This is a genomic window from Lentzea nigeriaca (genome assembly GCF_016907955.1).
GTDB lineage: Bacteria > Actinomycetota > Actinomycetes > Mycobacteriales > Pseudonocardiaceae > Lentzea > Lentzea nigeriaca.
Map to the genome: position 1 here is coordinate 172154 of NZ_JAFBCX010000002.1, position 25538 is coordinate 197691.

The 25538-nt window shown below is 68.2% G+C and carries 25 protein-coding genes and 1 tRNA gene; 12 read left to right on the forward strand and 14 right to left on the reverse strand.

Annotation, left to right across the window (positions count from 1 at the left end):
- Positions 1–2: 2 nt before the first annotated feature.
- The 3 genes from JOD27_RS07090 to JOD27_RS07100 form a co-directional block, all read right to left on the reverse strand.
- A complete protein-coding gene (locus JOD27_RS07090) occupies positions 3–1082 on the reverse strand; it encodes a hypothetical protein (RefSeq protein ID WP_204761330.1) in 1080 nt (359 codons plus the stop codon).
- Between the two features lie 62 nt (positions 1083–1144).
- Entirely contained in the window at positions 1145–3208 is a 2064-nt protein-coding gene (locus JOD27_RS46480) for a glycosyltransferase (RefSeq protein ID WP_204761331.1), read from the reverse strand.
- Positions 3205–4311: a flagellar basal body-associated FliL family protein gene (locus JOD27_RS07100; RefSeq protein ID WP_204761332.1), complete on the reverse strand. Its 1107-nt coding sequence runs from the start codon at positions 4309–4311 to the stop codon at positions 3205–3207. Before JOD27_RS07100 ends, JOD27_RS46480 begins: the two co-directional genes overlap by 4 nt.
- A gap of 346 nt (positions 4312–4657) precedes the next feature.
- Between JOD27_RS07100 and JOD27_RS07105 the strand changes: the two genes are divergently transcribed.
- Together JOD27_RS07105 and JOD27_RS07110 are read left to right on the forward strand one after the other, a co-directional pair.
- Positions 4658–6394 (forward strand): putative glycosyltransferase family protein, encoded by a 1737-nt coding sequence (locus tag JOD27_RS07105; RefSeq protein ID WP_204761333.1) that lies wholly within the window; start codon positions 4658–4660, stop codon positions 6392–6394.
- A gap of 103 nt (positions 6395–6497) precedes the next feature.
- Positions 6498–6716 (forward strand): hypothetical protein, encoded by a 219-nt coding sequence (locus JOD27_RS07110; RefSeq protein WP_204761334.1) that lies wholly within the window; start codon positions 6498–6500, stop codon positions 6714–6716.
- Positions 6717–6846: 130 nt separating this feature from the next.
- Here JOD27_RS07110 and JOD27_RS07115 read toward each other — a convergent pair whose 3' ends face one another.
- The 4 genes from JOD27_RS07115 to JOD27_RS07130 are packed head-to-tail and all read right to left on the reverse strand — an operon-like array spanning position 6847 to position 11130.
- A complete protein-coding gene (locus JOD27_RS07115; RefSeq protein WP_204761335.1) occupies positions 6847–7203 on the reverse strand; it encodes a septal ring lytic transglycosylase RlpA family protein in 357 nt (118 codons plus the stop codon).
- Between the two features lie 45 nt (positions 7204–7248).
- The gene (locus JOD27_RS07120) at positions 7249–7641 is read right to left on the reverse strand and encodes a contact-dependent growth inhibition system immunity protein (RefSeq protein WP_204761336.1); all 393 of its coding nucleotides are present in this window, start codon (positions 7639–7641) and stop codon (positions 7249–7251) included.
- Between the two features lie 29 nt (positions 7642–7670).
- A complete protein-coding gene (locus JOD27_RS07125) occupies positions 7671–8300 on the reverse strand; it encodes a hypothetical protein (protein ID WP_204761337.1) in 630 nt (209 codons plus the stop codon).
- Positions 8301–8340: 40 nt separating this feature from the next.
- Complete coding sequence (locus tag JOD27_RS07130) at positions 8341–11130, reverse strand: AfsR/SARP family transcriptional regulator (RefSeq protein WP_204761338.1); 2790 nt, start codon at positions 11128–11130, stop codon at positions 8341–8343.
- Between the two features lie 312 nt (positions 11131–11442).
- On the opposite strand from JOD27_RS07130, the gene JOD27_RS07135 reads away from it, so the two are divergent.
- On the forward strand, positions 11443–12234 hold the full coding sequence (locus JOD27_RS07135) for a cytochrome P450 (RefSeq protein WP_204761339.1): 792 nt from the start codon (positions 11443–11445) through the stop codon (positions 12232–12234).
- On the opposite strand, the gene JOD27_RS07140 is transcribed toward JOD27_RS07135, so the two are convergent.
- From JOD27_RS07140 to JOD27_RS07150, 3 genes are all read right to left on the reverse strand, one after another.
- Positions 12209–12637, reverse strand: a complete 429-nt coding sequence (locus JOD27_RS07140; protein ID WP_204761340.1) for an OsmC family peroxiredoxin — start codon at positions 12635–12637, stop codon at positions 12209–12211. The two genes, JOD27_RS07135 and JOD27_RS07140, sit on opposite strands and share 26 nt — an antisense overlap.
- 256 nt (positions 12638–12893) lie before the next feature.
- Positions 12894–12969 (reverse strand) — tRNA-Gly (locus JOD27_RS07145).
- 31 nt (positions 12970–13000) lie between these two features.
- Positions 13001–13399, reverse strand: coding sequence for a DUF7674 family protein (locus JOD27_RS07150; protein WP_204761341.1), 399 nt, complete (start codon positions 13397–13399; stop codon positions 13001–13003).
- 159 nt (positions 13400–13558) lie between these two features.
- Between JOD27_RS07150 and JOD27_RS07155 the strand changes: the two genes are divergently transcribed.
- The 4 genes from JOD27_RS07155 to JOD27_RS07170 all read left to right on the forward strand — a co-directional run bounded on the left by JOD27_RS07155 (position 13559) and on the right by JOD27_RS07170 (position 16774).
- Entirely contained in the window at positions 13559–14881 is a 1323-nt protein-coding gene (locus JOD27_RS07155; protein WP_239566644.1) for a sigma-70 family RNA polymerase sigma factor, read from the forward strand.
- 94 nt (positions 14882–14975) lie between these two features.
- Entirely contained in the window at positions 14976–15413 is a 438-nt protein-coding gene (locus JOD27_RS07160) for a DUF983 domain-containing protein (RefSeq protein WP_204761342.1), read from the forward strand.
- Positions 15414–15428: 15 nt separating this feature from the next.
- Positions 15429–16295, forward strand: coding sequence for an Fpg/Nei family DNA glycosylase (locus tag JOD27_RS07165; protein ID WP_204761343.1), 867 nt, complete (start codon positions 15429–15431; stop codon positions 16293–16295).
- 35 nt (positions 16296–16330) lie between these two features.
- Entirely contained in the window at positions 16331–16774 is a 444-nt protein-coding gene (locus JOD27_RS07170; RefSeq protein ID WP_204761344.1) for a hypothetical protein, read from the forward strand.
- On the opposite strand, the gene JOD27_RS07175 is transcribed toward JOD27_RS07170, so the two are convergent.
- Genes JOD27_RS07175 through JOD27_RS07185 form a run of 3 tightly spaced genes read right to left on the reverse strand, consistent with a single transcriptional unit; the run spans position 16771 to position 19465 of the window.
- A complete protein-coding gene (locus tag JOD27_RS07175) occupies positions 16771–17355 on the reverse strand; it encodes a LutC/YkgG family protein (RefSeq protein ID WP_204761345.1) in 585 nt (194 codons plus the stop codon). The two genes, JOD27_RS07170 and JOD27_RS07175, sit on opposite strands and share 4 nt — an antisense overlap.
- The gene (locus JOD27_RS07180) at positions 17352–18776 is read right to left on the reverse strand and encodes a LutB/LldF family L-lactate oxidation iron-sulfur protein (protein ID WP_204761346.1); all 1425 of its coding nucleotides are present in this window, start codon (positions 18774–18776) and stop codon (positions 17352–17354) included. Before JOD27_RS07180 ends, JOD27_RS07175 begins: the two co-directional genes overlap by 4 nt.
- Entirely contained in the window at positions 18758–19465 is a 708-nt protein-coding gene (locus JOD27_RS07185; RefSeq protein ID WP_307830065.1) for a (Fe-S)-binding protein, read from the reverse strand. Before JOD27_RS07185 ends, JOD27_RS07180 begins: the two co-directional genes overlap by 19 nt.
- Before the next feature lie 109 nt (positions 19466–19574).
- On the opposite strand from JOD27_RS07185, the gene JOD27_RS07190 reads away from it, so the two are divergent.
- Positions 19575–20837, forward strand: coding sequence for a sensor histidine kinase (locus tag JOD27_RS07190; protein WP_204761348.1), 1263 nt, complete (start codon positions 19575–19577; stop codon positions 20835–20837).
- Between the two features lie 230 nt (positions 20838–21067).
- On the opposite strand, the gene JOD27_RS07195 is transcribed toward JOD27_RS07190, so the two are convergent.
- Positions 21068–21235: a hypothetical protein gene (locus JOD27_RS07195; protein ID WP_166048541.1), complete on the reverse strand. Its 168-nt coding sequence runs from the start codon at positions 21233–21235 to the stop codon at positions 21068–21070.
- 98 nt (positions 21236–21333) lie between these two features.
- On the opposite strand from JOD27_RS07195, the gene JOD27_RS07200 reads away from it, so the two are divergent.
- From JOD27_RS07200 to JOD27_RS07215, 4 genes are all read left to right on the forward strand, one after another.
- On the forward strand, positions 21334–22194 hold the full coding sequence (locus JOD27_RS07200; protein ID WP_204761349.1) for a S49 family peptidase: 861 nt from the start codon (positions 21334–21336) through the stop codon (positions 22192–22194).
- Positions 22195–22257: 63 nt separating this feature from the next.
- Positions 22258–23127, forward strand: a complete 870-nt coding sequence (locus JOD27_RS07205) for a LytR/AlgR family response regulator transcription factor (protein WP_204761350.1) — start codon at positions 22258–22260, stop codon at positions 23125–23127.
- Positions 23124–23552 (forward strand): hypothetical protein, encoded by a 429-nt coding sequence (locus JOD27_RS07210; RefSeq protein WP_204761351.1) that lies wholly within the window; start codon positions 23124–23126, stop codon positions 23550–23552. Before JOD27_RS07205 ends, JOD27_RS07210 begins: the two co-directional genes overlap by 4 nt.
- Before the next feature lies 1 nt (position 23553).
- Positions 23554–25353, forward strand: coding sequence for a sodium/solute symporter (locus JOD27_RS07215; protein WP_204761352.1), 1800 nt, complete (start codon positions 23554–23556; stop codon positions 25351–25353).
- Positions 25354–25538 lie beyond the last annotated feature (185 nt).

Here is a 25538-nt window from a genome sequence, read left to right on the forward strand (position 1 = left end):
GGTCACATCCGCGCGGTCAGCGTGAAACGTGCGCCGAGCGGGTGTTCGCGCTGCTCGACGGACACCTCTGCGAAGCCCGCCGTCTCGGCGAGGAAACGCAGGTAGGTGGGGTGCACCGGCCGCAGCGCGAACGGATCGACGTGGAACTCGGGACCGGCGACCGGGCTCTCCACCAGCAGCACGCCGCCCGGCCGCAACGACTCCGCGGCCAGCGACACGAACTGCGACAGCGCCTCCACCGACAACCGCTCGACGAAGCGGAAAGCCGTGACCGCGCCAAGAGAACGCTTGTCCACGCGGGTGAGCGCGTCCAGCGGGTCGGCCTCCTCGACGTGGAAGCCGAGTTCCGCGTTGTGCTTCACCACCGAGGGGTTCGCCGATGCGCCCAGCACGGAGATGCCCGCTTCGCGCAGCACCTCGAACCACTCGCCTCGCGACGGCGCGGCGTCGAACACCGTGCCACGGCCTTCGACGACCGGAAGGTGGGCCGCCCGTGCGGCACGCACGTGGTCGACCGGGCCGTCGAGCAGCTCGGCGATCGCCAGTTCGACGCCGTTCGCCCTGGCCGGCACCGTTACTTCGACCTCGGCGTTGTCCGACCTGCGGAACTGGTCGAGCACGAGGTCGACCTGGGCGTTGCGGAGGCGGGCGTCGCGGGCGGCCGCGGTCAGTTCGGCGAGCTGGGACTCGATCGCGTCGAGGCGCTGGTCCACTTTCTCGGCGTGCAGGCCGGTGTCGACGAGCTGCAGGCGCAGGTCGCCGAGCTCGGTGCGGATGCTGCCCATCGCCGCGTAGAGGCGCTGGTTCAGCCCCGCCATGATGTTCTGGTCCGCGCGCTGCAGCTGCTGCACCTCGTGCGCCAGCTCGGCTCTCGGCACCTGCTGCTGGTTGTGCAGGATCTCGCTCAACGCGCTGAGAGCGTCGCGGCTCGCGATGTTGCTCTCGATCTGCCACTTCACCTGGCGCCGCCAGAGGAACCGCAGCGCGAGCCTGCCGAGCAGGTCACGGGAACGCAGTGGCAGCCGCAGTTCCTTGTTCTGATCCAGGCGCGCGAGTGCGTCCGCCAGGCGTGCTTCCGACATCAGCCGTCCAGGGAGTGCAGAGAGAGGTGTGCGCGAATTCTAGTGCAGGTCAAGGAAGTGGATCAGGGGATTCGAACAGTCCTGACGATCCGGCGCGCCACACGCCTCGCCAGTGAGGGAGGCTCCGGTACCTGCTCCTGGTGCCGGGCCAGCCACGCCTCGTGGGCCGCTGTCAGACGTTCGGTCGTCCACAGCGCGGCGGCGTCGACCGGGCGGGTCCGCAGCAGATGAGCGCGGGCGGCGGCACCGCGGCGGCGGGCTTCCTCCGGGTTGTCCGCGACCTCGCGCATCGCGCGCGCGGCGGCGTCCAGATCCGGGTCCGCCCACTGGCAGTCGGCCGGATACGGAGCCCAGCCGGGGCCAACGGTCGTCGTGGTGTGCGGAATCGGCCAGCCGGTCTCCTCGGTGACGAACTCCGCGGTGCCCGAATAGGCCGTGGAGATCACCGGGATGGCGCGGATCATCGCCTCGGCGACGGTGAGACCGAAGCCCTCACCGCGGTGCAGCGACACGTACGCATGGCTGGTGGCGTACAGGTCGGCGAGCTCCTCGACGGAGAGGTAGCGCTCCACGAGGGTGATCCGCTCGTCGCCCGCGACCTGGAGCCGAAGGCGTTCCGCGGCGGAGATGTTCGAGTGGGAGTTCGTCGACTTGATCACCAGCTCGACGTCGTCACGGCCCTCGAACGCCGCCTGGAAAGCGCTGACCAGTCCGTACGGGTTCTTGCGGCCGGCCGTGCTGTTGTAGTCGAACGCGAAGAGGAACCGCGTGCGGTCGCCCAGCTCGCGGCGCGGCTCACCAGGATCGGGCACCGGGACCGGGATCGCGTGCACGGGCACCGGCGAGTGCTCGGCGATGGCGCGCCGGGAGAACTCGCTGACCGTCCAGATCTCGTCCACGTGGGCGAAACCGTGGTGCATCGACGCAGGGAACTCCTCGAGCTCCCACGCCCACAACCCGATCCGGTAGCGGTCGTGGCCCACCTCGGGATGCGCTGCGAGCAGGGCGTGGGTGAAGTCGCCGTTCACGGTGATCAGGCTGATCGGAAACCGGGGCGCGCCAACGGAGTCCGGCGCCTCGAGTCCGGTTCGGACAGTCGTGGTGATCGAGTGCTCCTCGACCACCGACACGTGCGGGACGTTCGACGCGGCCAGCACCCGCAACATCACGCGGCCCATCTCGCCGATGCCCAGTTCCGCGGTGTGGTAGCCGGCGACGTTGACGCCGAACTCCTCGCCGGGCGGGGCTGGCTCGATCGGTTCGCCGGGAAGCGCCCACTCCGGCACGCCCTCGTGCCGTCCGTGCAGATGGCACCACTGGCGGAAACCGGGGCCGAACGGCTGCGGGAACGCGGTCTGCAGATCGATCCGTGACCGCCACACGGCCAGCAGGAGCCGGTTGAACCCGTTGACGCGCTCGACCGGTGTCGCGGGAAGCCGCAGCCACTCCTGGAAGCGCTCTCCGTCGAACGCGTGCGGAGGTCTGTCGCCGGTCGGGTTGAGCCGGTTCGACGGCGTCAGCGCCTCGCGGAAGAGCGTGCGCATCGGTGCCGTGATCGGTGTTCCGTCCAAAAAGGACCCGAAGCGGTACGGAACGTCGTTCGGCTCGACGAGAGCCGCGTAGTCGTCGTAGATCTTCTTCAGCTCTGGCCGCTCGGAGAACAACACGCGCTCGCAGTTCGGCGCGGGCATCCACGGGGTGCGCGGGTCGTAGTCGTCGAACCTGATCAGGCTCGCGCCCTCCACCGACCGCTCGTGGAGGTTCCAGTGCGCCAGCGCGGACTCGGAGAGGTCGACGAAACCCCTGGTGGCGACGACCGCGAGCGGTGCCAGCACGAGGGCGCGCGGCGGCAGCTTGACGACGACGTCGTACTTGGCAAGCAAACCCCGGACCACTCGCGGCGTCACGACGTCGGCCAGTTCGTCGACGTCGTGCGCGGTCGCGAGATCGAGGTACTCGTCGTCAGAGAAACCCAGCCAGTCCGGCGGGTCCTCCAGATCGACGACGACGAACTCGTGCTCGGGGTGGTGCCTCAGGTAGGACGTGCCCAGCACCCGCGCTGCGGGGTGCTGGGCACGTGTCGCCACCGTGCAGGCGACCACCCGAGGGTCGCCCGTCGAGATCACGCGCCCGTGGGCAGCGCACTGAGCTGCGCGGCGAGGACCGTGTCGAAGTCCTTGCTGATCGCAGCCTGGTCCTTGCCCGCGACCTGCACGCGCACGATCGTGTTCTTGTGAACGTAGTGGGCGCGCACAGAGCCCTTCTTGTCGCCGGCGACGTCGACCTGGTGCGTCGACACGCTGGCGGGGGAAACACCGGAGTACGGCTTCATGCCGAACTTGACCTGCAGGGCGGTGAGCGCCTCGACAGCGGTGGCCGCCGCGGCGGCGTCGCTCGCCTGCGCGGTGATGACCTGCACGACGTCACCGTTCGGCAGCTTCGACACGCCCACGCGGACCTTCGTGGCACCGGCCGTGGTGTACGCGGCGTTCTCCTCGTCGGTGAGGAGCTTCTGCGCGACGACGTCGTCGAACGTCTTGATGCCGGACTGGTCCTCCTGGGTGCCGGGCAGATCGGCGATCTCCAGGTCGTCCTTCGGCTTGGGCTTGCTCGTCGGCGTCTGCGAGGTGGTCTGCGCACTCGTCTCGCCGCCACCACCGCTGCTCGGTCTGCTCGTGAACCACCAGATGCCACCGCCGATCAGCGCCAGCACGAGGATCACGCCGATGATGGCGAAGATCTTGCCCTTGCCGCTGCGCTCGCCGGCGTCGTCGAACGCCTCGGGCCCCTGGGCGATCCAGCCGGGCGACGGCTCGCCCACCGGACCGAAGCCACCGTCGCCCGTGGTCCACGGCGGCGGAGCGGAAATCGGCTGCTGGGACTGCCAGCCACCCTGCTGCGGGTTCGGCCCGGTGACCGGCCGGACGAACTGCGTGCGGTCGGCGTCACCCTTCTGCTGGGTGTTCACGACCTGCGTCGCGTCCGGCGCAGGAGCCTGACCGGTGCCGACGACCTGGGTCGCGTCCGGGTTCGGCGGCTGCTGCCCCTGCTGCGGAGGGGTCGCCTGCCAGCGGAACGGCGGCGCGAAGGGGCCTTGCTGCTGCTGAGGCGCAGGAGCCGACGCGGAACCGGCCAGCACCTCGTCCCGGCGGCGGCGGTAGTCGTCCGCAGAGATCCGACCCGAGGCCAGCTCCAGGTCAAGCTTCTGCAGCTCTTCTTGCCAGGTCACGCCTGGCACCCCCCTTCCAGATAACCGTCAGACCGCAACATTGTGCCGAAGCTGACTGTTTGACATCGCGCCGACCTGGCAAGTTGTGACCGCCTTGTGGCACACGACACCCTTAGATTGGAGCAATGGCGTTATTCGGTCGCGGCAACAAGACGAAGCTGATTGCCCCGCATGACGCGTTGCCAGGGCGTTCGACGCCGCAGACGGTACCCCCGTTCCACGCCGTGCTCACCGACCGCCCCAACCCGGACCAAGTCCTTTCACGCGCGAAGTACAGTCACCTGAGTGCCCGATCGGCTTGGGCATTTCGGGGGATGACCGGCTGAACGCACAGAAGGGCCAGCTCGTGGGGGCGATTTCGGCACCGGACGCGGTTTCCGGTCCGACGGAGGACACGCAGCGAGCCCGCTGGATCCGGCTGGCCGGCAGAGCGGGACGGCTGTTCCGCTCCGAGGGCGCTGTCGCGTTCTACTTCGGCCTGCTGATCTCGCTGGTCTTCAACTTCCGGATCGTGCTGAACCCCAGGTCGCTGATCACCGGCGGTCTGGGCGACCCGCTCCTGCAGACGTGGGAACTGGCCTGGCTGCACCACTTCGCGACCGAGGGCGGCGACCTCTGGACCGCGAACCAGTTCTACCCGGCGGTCGACAACTTCGCCTTCACCGACTCGTTGCTCGGTTATCTGCCGCTGAGCCTTTTCGGGGACGGTCAGTACGCGGCGGTCTTCCGGTACAACGTCGCCTTCGTGCTGGCCTTCGCGCTGGCGTTCACCGGGTGTTACCTGCTGGCCAAGCAGCTCGGCAGCAGCTGGCAGGGTGCGGCGCTGGCCGGTGTGGTCTTCGCGTGGGCGCCGTGGCGGCTCGCTCACCTGCACCACCTCAACGTGGTGTCGACCGGTGGGATCGCTCTCGCGCTGTGGGCGCTCGCCCGCGGGCACGGGTACTCGTTTCGCGGGCGGAGCGAGGCCAGGCCGGGGTGGATCTTCGCCGGGTGGTTGATCGCCGCCTGGCAGGTGTCGATCGGGTTCGCGATCGGGCTGCCGTTCGTCTACCTGATGGGCGTGGTCGGGCTGGTGATCGCGGCCACCGCCTGGCGCCGCGGGCTCCGGGTGGTGATCGCGAACACGTACGGTGCCGCGGCGTTCCTCCTGGTGACCTGGTTCCTGATCGTGCCGTACATGCGCGTGCTCGACACGTACGGCTTCAAGCGCACCTGGCAGGAGATCCAGCGGTTCTCGCCGCCGGTCAACGGGTTGTGGACCACCCCGTACGAGACGTGGCTGTGGGTCGAGACGATCTTCAACGACCACAGTGCGATCCCCGAACCGGGCATCGGCGAGAAGCTGTTGTTCCCCGGTCTGGTCGTGGTGCTGCTCGCCGCGATCGGCCTGTTCGTCAGCGCGTGGCGGGTTCGGGTGCGGGTCCTGCTGGCGTCCGTGGTCGTCGGTTCGGTCCTGCTGGCGCTCGGGGTGAACTTCCTCGACGGTGCCGTCTACCAGTTCCTGTGGGACCACCTGCCCGGCTGGAACGCCATGCGCACGCCCGGTCGGTTGATGCTCTGGGCGATTCTGCCGCTCGCGCTGCTCGCGGCTGGTGCGGTGACCGAGTTCGGCAGGCTGCTGGTCGACCGCACGCAGGTCGCGTTGCAGCTCATCGCGATCTACCTGCTGGTGCCCGCGCTGGCGGCTCTGCTGGAGGGCATTCCGCGGTGGCCGCACGTCGAGAACCCCGGCATCCCGCCGGACGTGCGGCGGGTCTTCGCCGAGACACGTGAGCCGCTGCTGATCCTGCCGATCGACGAGACCAGCGAGTTCACCTACCTGCTCTGGTCCACCGAGGGCTTCCCGAAGCTCGCGAACGGCAACTCCGGCAACTTCCCGCCGCAGTACCAGGAGATCTCCGAGGCCACCAAGAACTTCCCCGACCAGCGCAGCGTCGACGTGCTGAAGCACTACGGCATCAGGAAAGTCGTCGTGATCAAGTCGCGGCCGTTCGGTGTCGACTTCGCGGCACGGCCCGTCGACGGGCTGCCGGTCGACCGGGTCGAGTCGGGCGACATCGTGGAGTTCACGATCACCGGCTGAACCTCAGCAGAGGAGGATTCCGCACCGCGTGGTGGTGGTCGTGGTGGGCGGCCGCGGTTGTGTGGTCGTCGTGGTGGGCCGCGGCGCCTGAGTCGTTGTCGTCGTGACGACAGTCGTCGTGGTGGTGGTCGTAGTCGTTGTCTTGGAAGAAGAAGACGGCGCGGACGACGACGGGGTGGACGACACTGTCAGTGACGGAACTTCGGTGGGCGTGGGCATCAACGAAGGCGTGTTGATGAGCGAGACGCGGGCCGGTTTGTCGTCGCCGGGGTGTGTCGGATCGCCCGATGCGAGCGATCCGACATGCGGCGCGAGCACGTAAAACGCAGCGACGGCAGCACCGAGGAGCGCCCCGGTTGCGAGCCGACCGGGCCCACTCATCGCCGCCAACACCCGGATTGCCTATCTCGTTCACTCGATCGGGTCAAGCAGAACGATTGTTTTCTACTCAACTAAACCCTGGTGACGGTCACGCCGACCACGCCCTGTGACAACGGTGCGATGGCCTTGAAGGCCCTCGGGGTCAGGTCCACGCAGCGGCCGGAGACGTACGGGCCGCGGTCGTTGATCCGTACGGTCACGGTCTTGTTGTTGGAGCGGTTCTTCACCTTCACCTTGGTGCCGAACGGCAGCGTCTTGTGCGCGGCGGTGAGCTTGTTGGGGTCGAAGCGCTCACCGCTGGCGGTGGTGCCGCCACCGTCGTAGTAGGAGGCCTTGCACGTCTCGGCAGAAGCCACGGGGGAGAAGAACACTGCGGTGGCGGCGAGAGAGGCCAGCGTGAGGCCGGCTGCCGCGAGAGTCTTTGCCATGGCACCAGCAACTCACCCGGCGGCAAAGAGACGCCTAACGCGCGCCTAACCGGGAAACTGCTCGGCCGCGGACACCAGCAGCTGCCAGTCGCCCTCCGGCAACGTGCGCAGGCGGTCGAGCAGGATCGTCATCCTGGTCAGCAACTCCGGGTGATCGGTCCAGAACGAGTGATCCACTCTCAGTAGAGCGGCGAGAAGATCGCCGGGGTACAGCGCGAACGACCGCAGCGGCTCCGACTCGACGTGTTCGAGCGCCAGCAGCGCGGTCACGTCCAAGCCCACCTGGTGCGTCACCAGCAGGTGCAGCGACGTGGGCGTCAGCTCGCGCACCGGCAGGTCGCGCAACGCACACAGGTCCCGGTACAGCTGCGTCGACGACGAGTCAGGTCTCAACCAGTCGTCGTCGCTCAGGTGCGCGAGCGTTCTGTCGCGGTCCACGCACCCAATGGTCCCTGCCGGGGGAAGACCTAGCGTGCCGACTGAGGCAACGGTTCGGCATTGGGAGACTGCCAGCCGACGCGGACGAGCACCTCGCCCTCGTGCAGCAGCGCCTGCGACGCGAGACCCCACACGGTCGACGCCAGCAGCACCGCGCTGACTGCCTCGCCCATCCGCAGCCAGTCGTGGCCGATCAGCCGGAGCAGCACCCCGTTGCGCCGCGCAACCAGCTCCAGGTCGCAGTTCTCCGCGCGAACCGCGTGCAGCAGCCACGTCAGCGCCGAGTCCGGCACCTCGTCGGGCAGGTACGGCCGCGGATCCGCCCGGCGCAGTGAGATCGCCGCCGCCGGGGCCACCTCGCACGAGAACGGGTCGAGCTCCCAGCGCGGGTGCACCGACGCGATCTGGCCGTCGGGACCCGCGGACCGCAGCACGTGGCAGTTCCAGCCCATCGCTGAAAGAGCGATGCGCACGTGGTGCAGAACAGCGCCACACGCGAGCAACGCCGTCTGGTCGTCGCGTGTCGTCAGGAGTTCCAGGCACTCGTTGCCTTTGCGCCATCGCCACGGCGGAATGATGTCGAACGACGGTGCCCGCGCCGCGAGCTTCAGCGTTTCCTCGATCGTGTTGGCGTCGGGCGTGCGCACGCTGGTTCTCATGCGAAGCAGCGTCCTCGCTCGCGGCTGCACCGCGCCTGCGTCACGACTGCGCCGCCGCGACCACCTGTGCGACGGTCATCGCCGACCCACGTGCGAACTCGGCGGCGTACGCCTCGTCACCCAACGCCTGCAGGCACAGCGCGACGCACTGGTCGTGTGAGGCCGCGAAGTTCGCCGACCCGAACAGCGGCAAGCCGACCGACTGCCACACCCGGTCCGCCCCGCCGAGCAGCAACGCGGCGTGCGCGGCGGAGCCCGTGACCACCGAGATCAGCGCCAGCAGCTCCACCGACACCGCGATGCCCAGCAGGTCGTCGAACTTCTCCTTGATACGCAACGAAGAAGTGGCCAGCTCACGGGCCTCGGCGACCTCACCGCGTCCCATCGCGACGAACGCCAGCACGTACAACGCGTACGCGCGCGCCCAGAGCTCGCCGTTCTCCTCACACACGGACCGCGCCTCGGTGCACAGGGCAGCAGCCCGGTCGAGCTCCCCGCCGAAGGCCACGGTGATGGCCAACGCGACCCGTGCCATGATCACGTTGCTGTCCAGGTGGCCCAGCTCCGAGTGCCGCCGGTCGGCCTCCGCCAGCAACGAGGCGCCCGTCAGCAGATCGTCGTCGAACACCGCCGCCGCGCCCTGCACGTAGGTCGCGTAGACGTCGGCATCCTCGTCGTCCAGCAGCGAGGCCTCCGCGCGGCACGACTCCAGCAGCGCGGGCACCGCGGATGTGTTGCCCTGCAACGTCGCCACGTAGCCCGTGACCCACAACGCCTTGCAGCGCGCCCGCGACGGCTCGGTCTCGAGCGACAGCGCCCAGTTCAGCCAGTGCCGTCCCTCGGCGAACCGCCCGCAGCCGACCCAGTAGAACCACAGCGTCGCCGCCAGCCGCAGACCCGCGTCCGCCTCGCCCGGCGTTGTCAGCGAGTACTCCAGCGCCGCGCGGATGTTGCCGCTCTCGGTGGTCATCGAGCTGACGGTCGCGGCCTGCCGCGGTGTGAACCAGGCCCGCTCGCCCTGTTCGGCGATGCCCGCGTACCAGTTGCGATGTCTCAGGCGCAGCCGTGACTCCTCATCGCTCGCACGCAACCGAGTCTGCCCGTACTGGCGCATGGTCTCCAGCAACCGATAGCGCGCCACGCCCGCGTGTTCTTCGCGCTGCAGCACGGACTTGTCGACCAGGCCGTCCACCGCGTCGAACATGTAGTCCGCGGTCAGCGTGTCGTCGGAGCACACCGCCTCGGCCGCAGCGAGGTCGAAGCTGCCCGCGAAGACCGACGCCCGCGCCCACAGCAGCTGTTCGCGTGGGGAGCACAGGTCGAAGCTCCAGTCCATGGTCGCGAGCAGGGTTTGGTGCTGCGGCAACACCGTTCGCCCGTCGTCGGTCAGGACCTTGAACCGGTCGTCGAGCCGTTCCAGCAGCTGTGCCGGCGTCAGGGCGCGCACCCGCAGAGCCGCCATCTCGATCGCCAGCGGGATGCCGTCCAGCCGCCGGCACAGGTCCGTTACGGCCTGCTCGTTCGCGTCCGTGATGACGAACGTGCCGGGCACCGCCGCGTTGGCCCGCTGTGCGAACAAGGTCGCCGCCGGGTACGGCACGGACAACGGCGCTACGGACATCACCTGCTCGCCGTAGACCCGTAGCGCGCGCCGGGACGTGGCGATGACACGGAGCTTTGGCGCGACCCGCAGCAGCGTGTCGACCAACACCGCGCAGTGGTCCACGACGTGCTCGCAGTTGTCCAGCACCAGCAACGCGTCCCGGTCGGCGAGGAAGTCGGTGAGCACGCTCAGCTGCCCGCGCCCGGTCTGGTCGACCACGCCCAGCGCCTCGGCCACCGTGTGCGGCACCAGCGCACTGTCGCGCAACGCCGCCAGCTCCACCAGCCACACCCCGTCCGGCGGCTGTTCGCCCCGTGCCACGTGCACCGCGAGCCGGGTCTTGCCGACGCCTCCGACGCCGACCAGCGTCACCAACCGATGCTGCCTGATGAGATCCGTGACGTCCTCGGTTTCCGGGCGGTCCACGAAGCTCGACCGGTCGGCCGGGAGGTTGCCGCGCATCACCACCGGAACGCGTTCGGGCAGGTCGAGGCGTGGATCTCCGGTCAGCACCGCCTGTTCGAGGTCGCGCAGCCGGGTGCCGGGCTCGATGCCGAGCTCGTCGACGAGCACACCGCGGGCCCGCTGGAACGCGGCCAGCGACTCAGCCTGCCGCCCGCAGCGGTAGAGCGCGATCATCAGCTGTTCCCACAGCCGTTCGCGGAACGGGTGCTGCTCGACCAGCGAGTTCACCAGCGGCGCCACGGCGGCGTGCTCCCCGAGAGCCAGCGACGCGTCCATCAGCTCCTCGGTCGCGTCCATCCGCAGCTCGGTGAGCCGCGCTGACTCCTGCCGTGTCCACTCACCCGGCCGGCAGTCCGCCAGCGGATCACCCGTCCACAACGCGAGCGCCTCACGCAGCTGCCGTGCGGACTCCACAGGGTCGTTGCTCGCCCGTGCTGCTGCGACGAGCGACTCGAACCGTGCCACGTCGACGGTGTCGGCGGACGCGTTCAGCACATAACCCGGCTCTCGGGTCATGATCAGTTCACCGAGCCCGGCGTCCCGGATCTGGTTGCGCAGCCGTGCGAGGAGGCTGTGCAGCGTCTTGGTGGCGGTAGCGGGCACCTGGTCCGCCCAGAGCGCGTCCACGAGCGCGCTTCTCGGCACCGTCTCACCGGGCTTGACGGCGAGTCGGGCCACGAGGGTCCGCTGTCCCGCGCTGCCGAGCTGAACTGCTCCGTTCGGACCTGTGAGTTCGAGCGGTCCGAGCAGCCGGATGATCACGTTATTCGTCCTGTCGTCAGCCCCCGACAAAGGCTGGAACCGCGCCAAGATATCGCAATGGAATTCGACGCGAGAATCAACGCCCAGCGGGTGACCGCATACGCCGAGCTGCGTGCCGTGCTGGCTGATCCGGTGACGTTCTCCTCCCGGAACATGACAGGACCGCAGGTCGCGGCGGTAGCCGCACTGCTGCCGCCGGAGCAGCGGCGATTGCTGGAATTGATGTCCTCGCTCAACGCGGCGGACGGGTCGAGGCACGCCCGAATTCGTGCCGCAGCGAATCAGAAATTCACTCCATTGGTGGTACGCCGAATGGCTGACCCAATTCAGGAACGCGCACGGGCCCTGCTGGACGCGCTGCCGGAGGAAGCCGACTTCGTGAGCGAGTTCGCCGCGCCGTTCGCCCTGGGTGTCGTCGGTGACGTGCTCGGCGTGCCGGAGAAGGACTTCCCGCTGTTCCGCGAGTTCGTGGCGCCCGTGCTGGAGCTGACCAGCGGCGAGGAGATCAGCGAGCGGGTGCTCGGGTCGTACTTCACCGGCATGAACGAGTTCTGCGCCTACTTCGGGCGTTCGGACGCGTTCAAGGGCGGCCAGCTGTCCGAACAGGAACGGCTGTCGCTGTGCCTGGCGGTCGTCGTGGCCGGCACCGACTCGACCACGAACATGCTGTCCAGCACGCTGCTGCGACTCGACCGCCGCGAACGCCGTCTGGGCGGTGTGGTGGAGGAGGTCGTGCGGCTCGACTCGCCGTTCGTCGGCTTCTTCCGGACGGCGACGCGACCGGTGACCTTGGCCGGGGTGAAGATCACCGAGGGCGAGCACCTGTTCCTCGACTACGCGGCCGGCAACCGCGACCCGCGCGTGTTCACCGAGGACTTCGACCCCGGCAGGCCGTCAGTGCCGGGACACCTTGGCTTCGGCCACGGCCCGCACTACTGCCTCGGTGCCCAGCTCGCGCGCCTGGAAGGCCGGATCGTCGCCGAAGAGCTGCTCGACCGCTCGTACGAGGTGGCCGAGCAGCCCGGCGACGTCCGCTACCGCAAGCACCTGATCAGCCACGGCCCCGCGGCGCTGCGGTTCAGACCAGGGCAGCGTCGAGGGTGATGTTCTCGACGGCCGCGAGCGCCTTGGACACCGGGCAGTTCTTCTTGGCGCCCTCGGCGGCCTCGACGAAGGCCTCCTGCGTGAGACCCGGCACGTTGGCGCGCACCGTCAGGTGGATGGCCGTGATGCCCTGACCGGCCACGAAGGTGACCTTGGCGTTGGTGTCGATCGAGGTGGGCGGCGTGCCCGCGCCCGTCAGGCCGTGCGAGAGCGCCATCGAGTAGCACGACGAGTGTGCCGCCGCGATGAGCTCCTCCGGGCTGGTCTTCCCGCCTGCCTCCTCGGCGCGCGCCTTCCAGTCGATGTCGAAGGTGCCGCTCTTGGACGTGTCGAGGTTGACGTTGCCCTTGCCCTCGATGAGAGAGCCTTCCCAGTGCGCGCTTGCCGATTGGGTGACTGACATGGTCTCCAGGTCCTTCTCGCACGAGCCCGAACCGAACGGTTCGAGCGGACACCGACCACCTTTCCACGGAAGGGCCTGGCGATCACCCCGAGACCCACGGGCCGGGACGGATCAGCCGCACGGCACGGGGCTGGCGGGCGCGAAAAGACCGGCTCCCGAGGGGTCCGCCGGGCGTCCTTCACGCAGGGGGCGTCCCGCCAACATCATGGCGGAACGAAAGAGGCTCATGCTCTCCATGAGCATGAGCCTTCGTTCGTGGAGCGGATGACGAGACTCGAACTCGCGACCCTCACCTTGGCAAGGTGATGCGCTACCAACTGCGCTACATCCGCGTTGCCTTACGGGGAGAACTATACAACAGCCTCAAACGGCGTCTCGACCGGGGGGCTGTAATCCGGCCAACAGTTGATCTACCTCGGTCAACTGCTCCTTGGGCCACCGCCACTCCCACAACGCCCTGACCTTGGGCAGCACGTCGCACGGCAGCCAGGCCGCGACCTCCTCACGAAGATCCCAGTCGTCGAACACGTGCTCGTAGAAGCTGATCAACGCGGCGTTCTCCAGGAACTGCTCCGGCTGGTGGAAGCACCAGTGGGCGAAGCCGTACGCGCGGCGCAGCACGTCGTCGTTCTGCTCGCGGTGGGCTTCCATCGTCAGCTGGGAGAGCTCCGAGAAGAAGACGTGGCAGGACCACTCCTCGGTCTCGGCGACAGCACGAAGTTCCGGCACCAGAGCCGAAGCGCGTTCCCGCCAGTCCACCACGGTCGTGACGATAGTCGCTGGATCTTCATCGTCCGATGGTCCGACGCCCACCTGTGACCGTCTCGTCACCGGATACGTTGCGCTGATCAGCCCACGACTATCGGATGGTCTTGTATATCGACCTGTTCTCATCGAGGAGCAGTTCTGGCCCCTTGTGGCATGTTGAACCACGTGATGGTCGACGAGAACGAGGTCGACCGGGACCTGCTCGCCAGGGTGCGCGACGGAGACGACTCGGCCTACGGCGAACTGTTCTCCCGGCACGCGGACGCGATCCGCCGTTTCTCACTCAGGCACGTCCGCGAGGCGGCCGAGGCCGACGATCTCACCGCCGAGGCGTTCTTCCGCATGCTGCAGGCGATCCGGCGCGGCAGCGGTCCCACCGACCACGTCCGCACCTACCTGCTGACGGTGGCTCGCCGCGTCGCGTGGGAGTGGAGCGGGCGGCGGCGTGACGTCCCGGTCGAGGACGAGGAGCTCGGGCGTCGCGTCGAGCCCGTGGGCGACAACGCGAACCGCCGGGTCGAGCACAACCTCATCACCAGAGCCTTCTCGAGCCTGCCGGAACGCTGGCGGGTCGTGTTGTGGCGCGTCGAGGTGGAGGGTGAACGGCCCGCCTCGGTGGCGCCGCACTTCGGTCTCTCGCCCAACGCCATGTCGGCGTTGGCCCGTCGCGCGCGTGAGGGTCTGCGTGCGGCCTACCTGCAGGCGCACCTGGCCGCTGACGACGGGCGTTCGTCGTGCGCGGCGATCAGGGCGAAGCTCGGCACGTTCACCGCCGGTGGGGTCCAAGGCGTCGAGGAACGCCGGATCCGTGCCCACCTGGACAGCTGTTCTTCCTGCTCACAGCTCTACACCGAGCTGAACGAGGTCTGCGCGACACTGCGGGCCAACGCGGCGTTCCTGATCGTGCCGTCCACGCTCGGGCTCGCGTTCGCCGGGAAGGTGCTGATCAGCAAGGCGAAGATGGCTGTCGTCGCCGCGAGCGTGGCGACCGTCGGCCTGATCGGGACGATGGCCGCGGTGTTCAACGGCGGGGCCGGTGTCGCGGTGCTGCAGCCGGACCAGAACCCGGTGATCGCCATGATCACGTCGGGTTCGTCCAGCTCGGGGCACAGCGAGGAGCTCGTGGTCGCTCCGCCGCCCCAGGTTGAGCAGAAGCAGGAGCAGACGCGGGAGAACGTGGTGAACCCCGGCGGTGGGCAGCGTCAGGACACCGTGCGCAAGACGACGTCCTACGCGCCGCCGCCTGCCGGCGACCAGCGCCGGGAACCGCCGGTCGAGCGGGCGTTGCCGGTCGTCGCGTCGTCGTCGAGCTCCAGCGAGGTGGTCACGACCGCGTCCACGACCGTGCGCGAGGTGAAGTCGCTGAACACGGCGCCCTCGACGTCCGAGACGCCGCCGTCCTCCACTCCCTGCTCGACGCCGCAGACCACGACCACCACCATCACGCTCTATCCCAAGCCGCCGATCCAGAACTGACGGTGACGATCAAGGTCGGCTGAGTTCACCCACAAGGCTCGCCTCGCGGAAGGTACGGTTTGACCAAGACCGACCGAGCGTGGGAGACGGGTACATGACGCGGCTGGTGCGCGGTGCGGACGGGCGGATGTGGACGGTCCACAGCCGCATCGAGTGGCGCAACCCGGTGGAATCCGACGACTTCGAGCACGACGTCAGCGGTGGTGTCCTGCCAGGCATCATGATGGCCGGGATGCTGGTCGTGATGACAGTCGTGCTCATCGCGTGGACGCCCGAACAGGTGGTCGTGCCTGCGTGGCTGATCCTCGCGCTGATCTTCCTGTTCGCGTTCTTCCCGGTCCGCTGGGCGCTGCGCCGGCCGCACACGCTGGTCGCTGAGAGCAAGGCCACCGCCGACGAGTTGCCACCCGAGCGGTGGATCGGTCAGGTCAGGGGTCCGCTCGCGGTGCGCCAGCAGGCCAACCGCGTCGCTCGCACGATCGAGATGCACTCGCTGCCCGACGTCGAAGGCCCGCTGCAACCCGTCGACTGATGCGACACTGGACCGGTGCCCGAGCTACCCGAGGTAGAAGCACTGGTCCACCACCTGCGTGAGAACGCGGTGGGCCGAACGGTGCACCGCGTCGACGTGGCGTCACTGCAGGTGCTCAAGACGTTCGATCCGCCGTGGACCGCGCTGCACGGCCAGGAGGTCGTGGCCGCGCACCGGCACGGCAAGCATCTCGACCTGGAGGTCGCGGACGGCCTGCACCTGGTCGTCCACCTCGCCAGAGCCGGGTGGCTGCGCTGGGCCGACACCATGTCCGCCCCGCCGCCCAAGCAGGGCCGCGGTCCGCTGGCGTTGCGCGTGCACCTGGGTCCGCCCGGTCAGGGGCCGGGGTTCGACCTGACGGAAGCCGGCACCAAGAAGGGGCTCGCGGCGTGGATCGTGCGCGACCCGAAGACCATCGCGAGCGTCGCCAGGCTGGGCCCCGACGCGTTGGAGATCACCCGCACGCAGCTCGAGGACCTGCTGGCCAAGCGCACCGAGCGGTTGAAGACGGCGCTCACCGAGCAGAGCCTGATCGCGGGCATCGGCAACGCGTACTCGGACGAGATCATGCACATGGCCCGGCTCTCGCCGTATGCGACGGCGGGGAAGCTCGACTCCGAACAGCTGGACCGGCTGCACGAAGCCATGATCAGCACGTTGACCGACGCGGTGGCGCGGTCCGTCGGTCAGGACGCCGCCCGGCTCAAGGGCGAGAAGCGGTCCGGCCTGCGGGTGCACGCGCGCACCGGGCTGCCGTGTCCCGTCTGCGGTGACACGGTTCGTGAGGTGTCGTTCGCGGACAAGGCGTTCCAGTACTGCCCGACGTGCCAGACCGGCGGCAAGCCACTGGCCGACCGCCGGTTGTCCCGCCTGCTCAAATAACCGCCGCTTAACCGGCCACGGTCACGCTCGGCCGCATGACACGTCTTCGGAAGGCCATCGCCATCACGGTGGCTGCTGCTGCGGCGCTCATCGTGGCGCCGATGAACGCGCACGCCGCTGAGTACGGGTGCACGGGCAACCTGATCGACACCTACAAGGTGACGTCCAACGTGCCGAACCACCTGAGCACGATCCGGCTCTACTACAACTCGAGCACCGGCTACAACTGCGCTGCCAACGTCAAGACGGCGTACTACTCGCAGTTCAAGCACGAGGCCAGCATCGCCATCTGGAACCAGGACTTCCGCGAGGACGACAACAACAGGCCTGGCTACAACAACGACTTCGACTCCGGCAAGTTCCAGTACTACGCCGGCCCCGTCAAGGTGTACGGCAAGGGCAAGTGCATCTCGATGCGCGCCATCACCTACTACTACGACGAGCGGGCGATCCGCGACGTCTGGGGCGTGCACTGCTAACCGACGATGAGCACCTCCAGGGTGCGTGGGCCGTGGACGCCCTCCACCCTGTTCAGCTCGATGTCGCTCGTCGCCGACGGGCCGCTGATGAACGTCAGCGGCCGCGTCGGCTCCAGCCGCTGAAGAGCTTCCGGCACCGACGCTGCGATCTGGTCCGCCCGCACCACACACACGTGGTAGTCGGGCAGCAGCGTCAACGCACGGCGCCCCTGGGCCTCGCCGCCGTCGAGGACGATCGTGCCGGTGTCGGCGATCGCCACCGCGCAGCCGGTCAGCACGCCGTCCGCCTGGTCGAGCTCCTCGATCGACAACGGCTCGCGCAGCCACGTGACGCCGTCGACGAGCCACTCGGCCGGAACGCCTGCCGGTGCCACGATTCGCTTGCCCTGCAACGACGTCAGCGCTTCCGGCACGTTCGACACGACGTGCACGACCGCGCGGTAGTCGGCGACCCGCTCGGCGAACAGCTCGACGCCGCCCGGCCCCTGCTGGAGGTAGCCGCGGACGACGGGCTCGGCCGCCGGGACGTTCGCGTGCCTGATACGCGCCAGGATTTCCTCACGTGCAGCTGTATTGATCATTTTTGGCAACGGTTCTTCCTCCACCAGGAGCGGAACGACTCGGCCGGCGGTGCGGGGACGTCCCGTGAGGACGTCCACTTCGAACCGGGCCACGGCAACGACGTGATCCGCCCGTCCTTGGCAAAGAACCGGGCCAGGGAACCGGCTTTCTGCGCCTTCTCGTACCGCGACGCCTCCGCGAAGACCCACGCGGCCGCGGCCATCGCGACGGACTCGGCCGTACGTCCCTTCGCCTCCACGGCTTCCGCGCGCAGATGCGTGAGCACCGACGGGATGTCGATCCGCACCGGGCAGACCTCGAAGCACGCGCCGCACAGCGAGGAGGCGTACGGAAGTGAGGCGGCCTGCGGGTCGTGCATGTCGCCGACCAGCTGCGGCGTCAGGATCGCACCGATCGGTCCGGGGTAGACGGATCCGTAGGACTGGCCGCCGGTGCGTTCGTAGACCGGGCAGACGTTGAGGCACGCCGAACACCGGATGCACCGGAGTGCTTGGCGCCCAACGGAATCGTGCAACGTCGCCGTGCGGCCGTTGTCGATCAGCACGAGGTGGAAGCTCTGCGGGCCGTCGCCGGGCGTCACGCCGGTCCACACGCTCGTGTACGGGTTCATGCGTTCCGCTGTGGACGACCGGGGCAGCAGCTGCAGGAAGACCTCCAGGTCCTGCCACGTCGGCACGAGCTTCTCGATGCCCATCACGGTGATCAGGGTTTCCGGCAGCGTCAGGCACATCCGGCCGTTGCCCTCGGACTCCAGCACCACGATCGACCCGGTGTCGGCCACGGCGAAGTTGGCTCCGGAGATGGCCACCTTCGTGGTGAGGAACTTCTCGCGCAGGTAGACGCGTGCCGCCTCGGCGAGGTCCGCCGGTTCGTCGGAGAGCTCGACTCCCATGCGGCGCTGGAAGATCTCGCGGATCTCCGAGCGGTTGCGGTGGATCGCGGGCACCAGGATGTGCGACGGCCTGTCGTCGCCGAGCTGCACGATCAGCTCGGCCAGGTCGGTCTCGATCGCCTGCACGCCACCGGCTTCGAGGGCCTCGTTGAGCCCGATCTCGGCGGTGGCCATGGACTTGACCTTGACGACCTCGCTCGCGTTCTCCTGACGGCAGAGGTCGAGCACGATCCGGTTCGCCTCTTCGGCGTCGCGGGCCCAGTGCACGACGCCGCCGCGCGCCGTGACCGACTCCTCCAACTCGACGAGGAGCGTGTCGAGGCGCGCCAGCACGTCGTCCTTGATCTGCTCACCGGCGACCCTGAGCTGTTCCCAGTCGGTCATCTCGGTGACGGCCGCGGCGCGCCTCTCCCGGATGGTCCCCGTCGCCTTGCGCAGGTTCTGCCGCAGCTGGGTGTCGTTCAACGCCGCCTTGGCCGCCTTGGGGAACGTCGGGCTGCCCAGCCAGGTCACGGGGTTGCGCGCCACGGGTCCTCCTCCGTCGAAGCCAGGATCTCCGCCAGATGCACCGACCGGACGCCCGCGCGCAGCCGCGACAGGCCACCGCCGATGTGCATCAGGCACGAGTTGTCACCAGCTGACAGCACTTCCGCGCCGGTGTCGAGCACGCACCGCATCTTGTCGGCGAGCATCGCCGTGGACGTCTCGGCGTTCTTCACCGCGAAGGTGCCGCCGAAGCCGCAGCACTGCGTCGAGTCCGGAAGTTCCACCAGGTCGAGTGCCTTGACCGCCCTGAGCAGGGCCAGCGGCTTGTCGCCGACGCCCAGCATGCGCAGCGAGTGACAGGTGGGGTGATAGGTGACCCGGTGGGGGAACCACGCGCCCACGTCCGTCACGCCCAACACGTCCACGAGGAACTCGGCGAGCTCGAACGTCCGCGGCGGCGACGCACCCAGTGTGGGATGGATCTCCCGGACCATGCCCGCGCACGACCCGGACGGCGCGACGACGTAGTCGTAGCCGGAGAAGACATCGGCGTACTTGCGGGCAAGAGGCTTCGCGTTCTCGCGGTAGCCGGTGTTGAAGTGCATTTGCCCGCAGCAGGTCTGGTCGAGCGGAAACTCCACCGAACAGCCGAGCCGCTCCAGCAGACGCACGACAGCACGTGCCGTCGACGGAAAGAACGTGTCGGTCAGGCAGGTCGCGAACAGGGCCACTTTCACGCGCACACCCTCTCCCGTAATTCGTATGATGTCTACCCGATCCATGGACCGTACGGGGGTACGCCGGGCGCGCCTCTTGCTCTAGGACCGCCCCACAGACAGCATGTGCCTTGTGGGCGACCTGTTGACCGAGCGCGCCGTGCTCGGTGTCATCGCGACCCTGGCAGTTCTGGGGCTCTTCGTGATGCTGTGCCGCGCTCGACGAGTCAGCACCTCCGTCGAGGATGCTGTGATGGACATGCTCGACCGCATGTCCAAGGCGTCGAGCGATCTTCGCGCTGGGCTGACCCAGGAGGCGGCCGACAAGGCCACGCCTCACCTGCGCGAGATGCTGCGGTGCGTCGCGGTCGCCATCACCGACGAGGAAGGCACCGTCCTGTCGTGGGACGGCGGCGCGAACGACCACTACGAGTACCTCCGCGACACGGTCGCCCGTGCCATCAACAACTGCCACAAGGAACACGTCGACCACCGCAAGCTCGGCTGCGAGCTCCAGGGGCCGTGCTCCCTGCACAGCGTTGTGGTCGTGCCGCTGGTTGTCGAGGGCGACGTCGCCGGAACGCTGATCGTCGTCTCGGGTGTTGCCTCGAAGCGCCAGATCCGCATGGCGGAGGAGACCGCCCGTTTCGTCTCCACGCAGCTCGAGCTGGAGGTCGTCCAGAAGCAGCGGCAGGCCCTCGCCCAGGCCGAGGTGAAGGCCCTGCGAGCCCAGATCTCGCCGCACTTCGTCTACAACGCGCTGAACACGATCTCCTCGTTGATCCGCACCGACCCGTCCCACGCCCGCGAGCTGCTGCAGGAGTTCGCCGAGTTCACGCGCTACTCGTTCCGCACGGACGGCCTGTTCACGACGCTGGCCGACGAGCTCACGAACATCCACCGCTACCTGACGATCGAGCAGGCTCGCTACGGCTCCCGCCTGAACGTGCGCCTGCGCATCGCCCCCGAGGTCCTTCAGGTCGTGCTGCCGTTCCTGGTGCTCCAGCCGCTGGTCGAGAACGCGGTCCGGCACGGCCTGGCCAAGAAGCCCGGCGGCGGCATGCTGACGATCACCGCCGAGGACAACGGCAACGAGGCCCTGATCAGCGTCGAGGACGACGGCGTCGGCATGGACCCGGATCGGCTGGACGACATCAAGGACGCCCATCAGACGGGTGCGCACGTCGGCATCGGCAACATCAACGACCGCATGCGCACGGTGTTCGGCGCCGAGTACGCGCTGGTCGTCGAGACCGCGCCCAACGCGGGCACCAAGGTGATCCTCAAGGTGCCGAAGTTCGCGCGGAACGTGCTGCCGAACCTGAACCTGGGGTCGCAGCTGACGGACGAGCCGATGACGAACGAGCAGCCGGTGATCCGCGCTTGACTCTCGGGCCTGAAGTTGAGTGTGCAACCATCCTCAACTCGGAGGCTCACCCTGCCGATTGTGCTGTTGACCAATGAACAGCCGGCCATTTTGTGCAACAAGGGCCGGCCGCGAGTTAAGGGCAACATCCATTGCAGGAACAACAAGCACCCGAGCGCGTCCGCGTCTGCATCAAGTGCACCGCGAAGGGTTTCTCCAGCTGCAAGTGCTGAGCTCCACGGCGCCGCAGGTCAGCGTGCTGCAACAGCCAAAGTCGTGATCAGCACGACGGCGCACACGCTCCAGCTCACCCACATCCAGTAGATGTGCATCGGCGTCGGTCCGGCGGCGTTCTGCCTGCCCCGGTCGTCCCACCACTCGACGTACCGTTCGAGCCAGCGGATCGGGTTGAACGTCACAAGCCGAACCTAGCATCACGTGTTCAACGTCACGCGGGAGCAACCGACCGCCCATCGAGGCTCCCGCGTGCACACGAAACGCACGTACTGTCGAGTACATGAGCGTCACGGACAAGATCGCGGCCCGTCTCCCGAGGGTCATGGACCGGGGTGAGCGGCCGCCGGTCGTCGCCGCGGTGCGGTTGCACGGGGTGATCACCCCGCAGTCCTCGCCGGTCGCGCGCAACACGATCAGCCTCCAGAACATCGAGACGGCCATCAACCGCGCGTTCGACAACGAGCGGCTGATCGCCGTGGCGCTGCTCATCAACTCGCCCGGCGGTGCGCCCACACAGTCGGCACTCATCGCCGAACGCATCCGCGAGCTCGCCACCAAGAAGCACGTGCCGGTGCTCGCGTTCTGCGAGGACGTCGCGGCAAGCGGCGGCTACTGGCTGGCGTGCGCGGCGGACGAGATCTACGCGCACGGAACGAGCCTCGTCGGTTCCATCGGCGTGGTCAGCGCCGGGTTCGGGCTCAACGGCCTGCTGGACAAGGCCGGCGTCGAACGCCGCGTCTACACGGCCGGGGAGAACAAGGTGCGGCTCGACCCGTTCCAGGCCGAGAAGCCCGAGGACGTCGAGTGGCTCAAGGGGCTGCACGCCGACCTGCACGAGCAGTTCAAGGCATGGGTCACCGAACGCCGCGGCAGCAAGCTGAAGACCGAAGAGGACCTCTTCAGCGGCGAGATCTGGACCGGCGTCAAGGCCCAGCAGCTCGGCCTCGTCGACGGCATCGGCACCATCCGGAGCGTGATCGCCAAGCGCTTCCCGGACGCCGAGCTGACGGTCGCGGAGCCGAAGAAGCCGTTGCTGGCCAAGCTCGGACTCGCGGCCGCGTCCACCCGATCGGGCGATCTCGTGACGCAGGTGCTCGCGAGCCTCGAGGAACGTGCACGCTGGTCCCGATTCGGGCTGTGAGCATCAGTTCGGTTTCGCAGGGCGTGTCGAGTCAACCCTTGACGTAGACATGACCGCACATTGATGGGCAAGATGCCCGACACAGTGAGTACCCAAGACAACGCCGGTCTCCTCGTCCTCGCAGTCGATGACGAGGCTCCCGGCCTGAGCGAGATCAAGTTCCTGCTCGAGAGCAGCCCCCACATCCGGCGCGTCCTCACGGCGTTCGACGCCGCCGAGGCACTGCGCATCCTGAGGGGCGACTACGAGCAGGAGGTCATGGCGAGGACCAAGGCCGGCCTGCCGCCGGTCGACGCGGTGTTCGCCGACATCAACATGCCCGGACTGTCCGGCATGGATCTCGCACGGGTGCTCAGCGCGTTCCGGTACCCGCCCGCCCTCGTCTTCGTGACTGGTGTGGAGGAACGCGACGCGCTCGTCACGGCGTTCGACGTCGGCGCGCTCGACTTCATCAACAAGCCGATCAACGAGGAGCGCGTCCTCAAGGCCATCTCCCGGGTCGCGGACCGGGTGGGCCGCACGCCCGCGCCCACGCCGGCCGCGAACGCCGCGCCGACGGCCCAGAGCGCCGAACCGAGTGACGACGAGGTCATCCCCGTCGAGCTCGGCGGCACCATCAAGCTCGTGCCGCGGGCGTCCGTGCGGTACGTCGAGGCACAGGGCGACTATGCCCGTCTGCACACCCAGGACGGCAGCCACCTGGTGCGCATCCCGCTCGCCCAGCTCGAGGAACGCTGGGCCAACGCGGGTTTCGTGCGCATCCACCGGTCGTACCTCGTCGCGCTGCCGTTGGTGAGCGAGCTGCGGATGACGGCCAACGGCTACGCGGTGGTCATCGGCACCGGTGAGAACGCCAAGGAGCTCCCGGTCAGCCGCCGGCACACCAAGGAGCTCAAGGAACGGATCGTGCGACCGCCGAAGAGCGGCTGGTGAGCAGGCACGACGCGGGAAAGCCCGAGCAGGCCGCCCGCGAGGCCTGGCTCGGTGAGCAGGCCCGCAAACCACGCAGGCGCAGGGTCGTGCTCGCGGACTCGACGAAGTCCCGCGGCAAGGCGCTGCGCACGATCATCGAGCTGGAGGAGCAGACCAGCGTCGGTGAGAAGCTGGTGCGCGACCTCATCAAGCAGCAGCTCCGTTCCGCGTTCGGGCTCGCGTTCGCGGTCCTGATCGGAATGTGCCTGCTGCCGATCACCTTCTTCATGTTTCCGCAGATCTCGGACCTGAAGATCCTCGGCATCCCGATCCCGTGGCTCGTGCTCGGTCTCGCGCCCTTCCCGATCCTCTACGGCGTCGGGTGGATGTTCCGCAGGCAGGCCGAACGGCACGAGCGCGACTTCGTGAACATGGTCGACCGCTGACGTGAACGCCACCATCTGGAGCCTCAGCGCCATCGTCGCCGTCGCCGCCGTGACGTTCCTGCTCGGCTACGTCGGCTCGCGCAAGGCCAACACCACCCCGGACTTCCTGGTCGCGCGCCGCGCGATTCCCGCCACCCGCAACGCCGCCGCGATCTCCGGTGAGTACCTGTCCGCCGCGTCGTTCCTCGGCGTGGCGGGGCTCGTCCTCAAGGACGGCATCGACGCGCTCTGGTACCCGATCGGTTTCACCGCCGGATACCTCGCGCTGCTGCTCTTCGTCGCCGCGCCACTGCGCAGGTCGGGCGCCTACACGTTGCCCGACTTCGCGGAGGCCAGGTTGGGGTCGGTGAACGTGCGGCACTTCAGCACGTTCTTCGTGGTGTGTATCGGGGTGCTGTACCTGGTGCCTCAGCTGCAGTCCGCGGGTCTGACGCTCACGACGATCACCGGGCTGCCGGCGTGGTTCGGCGGTCTGATCGTCACGGTCATCGTGGTCATCAACGTGCTGGGCGGCGGCATGCGCGCCATCACGCTGGTGCAGGCCTTCCAGTACTGGGGCAAGCTCTTCGCGATCGCCGCGCCGACGTTCGTGCTGTTCGTGGTCTTCCTCGCCTCACCGCACCGCGGCACGCAGCCGATCAGCGACGACGGCGTGATCAGGTTCCCGCAGGCCGAGTCGATCACCGTGGCCGAGCAGGTGATCAAGGTCCGGGTCGACGAGCCGCTCACGTTGAAGGTGCACGGCGAGATCGACGGCAGGGCCGCGAACGGCCCGGTGTTCTGGGGCCGCGGTGTCTACGAGCTCAGCCCCGGCACGGTCATGGAGTTCCCCGCGGGCAGCCCGGTACCGGTGGTCGAGGGCTCCCCGACGAACAACTACGACTGGACTCGGCCGCAGACCGGCGGTATCTCCGACCTGCTCAAGACGTACTCGCTGATCTTCGCGACGTTCCTCGGCACGATGGGCCTGCCGCACGTACTGGTGCGCTTCTACACCAACCCGGACGGCAAGGCGGCCCGGCGGACAGCGCTGCACGTGCTCTACCTGCTCGGCCTCTTCTACATCTTCCCGACCGTGCTCGGCGTGCTGTCCCGGCTCTACCTGCCGCAGCTGCTGGTGAACGGGAAGACGGACGCGGCGGTGCTGATGCTGCCGGAGACGATGGTGCCGAACATCGGCGGCCAGATCCTCGGCGCGATCGTCGCGGCCGGTGCGTTCGCGGCGTTCCTGTCGACCTCCTCCGGCCTCGTGGTGTCGGTCGCCGGCGTGGTCTCGACGGACATCATGCCGGGCAAGGTTCGTGACTTCCGGTGGGCAACGGTGTTCACCGGACTCGTCGCCATCGGTCTTGCTCTGCTGCTTCCGCGGTCCGACGCGTCACTGACCGTGGCCATGTCGTTCGCGCTCGCCGCGTCGACGTTCTGCCCGCTGCTGGTGCTCGGAATCTGGTGGCGCGGCCTCACGTGGGTCGGCGCCGTGTGCGGTCTCGTCGTCGGCGGCGGCATGGTGATCACCGCTCAGGTGATCAGCGTGGTCAGCTCCTACACCGGCCACTGGGCACCCACCGTCTTCACCCAACCAGCGCTGATCACGGTTCCGATCGCGTTCATGACCATGATCGTCGTCAGCAAGGCGACCCGCCGACGTGCCCCCGCGGACGTCAACCAGATCCTGCTCAGGCTGCACGCGCCGGACCCGCTGGGCTTCATCCGCGACCGCGACATCGCCCGCTTCGGCACCGCCGAGGAGAAGGCCAGGATGGCCGACGACAAGCGCAGGGGAGCTAGTCGAACACGCTGAGTGTTCACTGTTTCAATTGGGTGAAAATTGGTCACTCGAATCGGTGAACGGTGAATCTGGTCACGCAGAGTGCTGTTCGTCTACGGATACTGACCGTTCGCCGCATCACCCGACTGCTGGGCGCATGCGGACGAACGGAGCCTTACCTGAGTGACTCAAGTCTCCATACGGTCTCCCCAAGAACA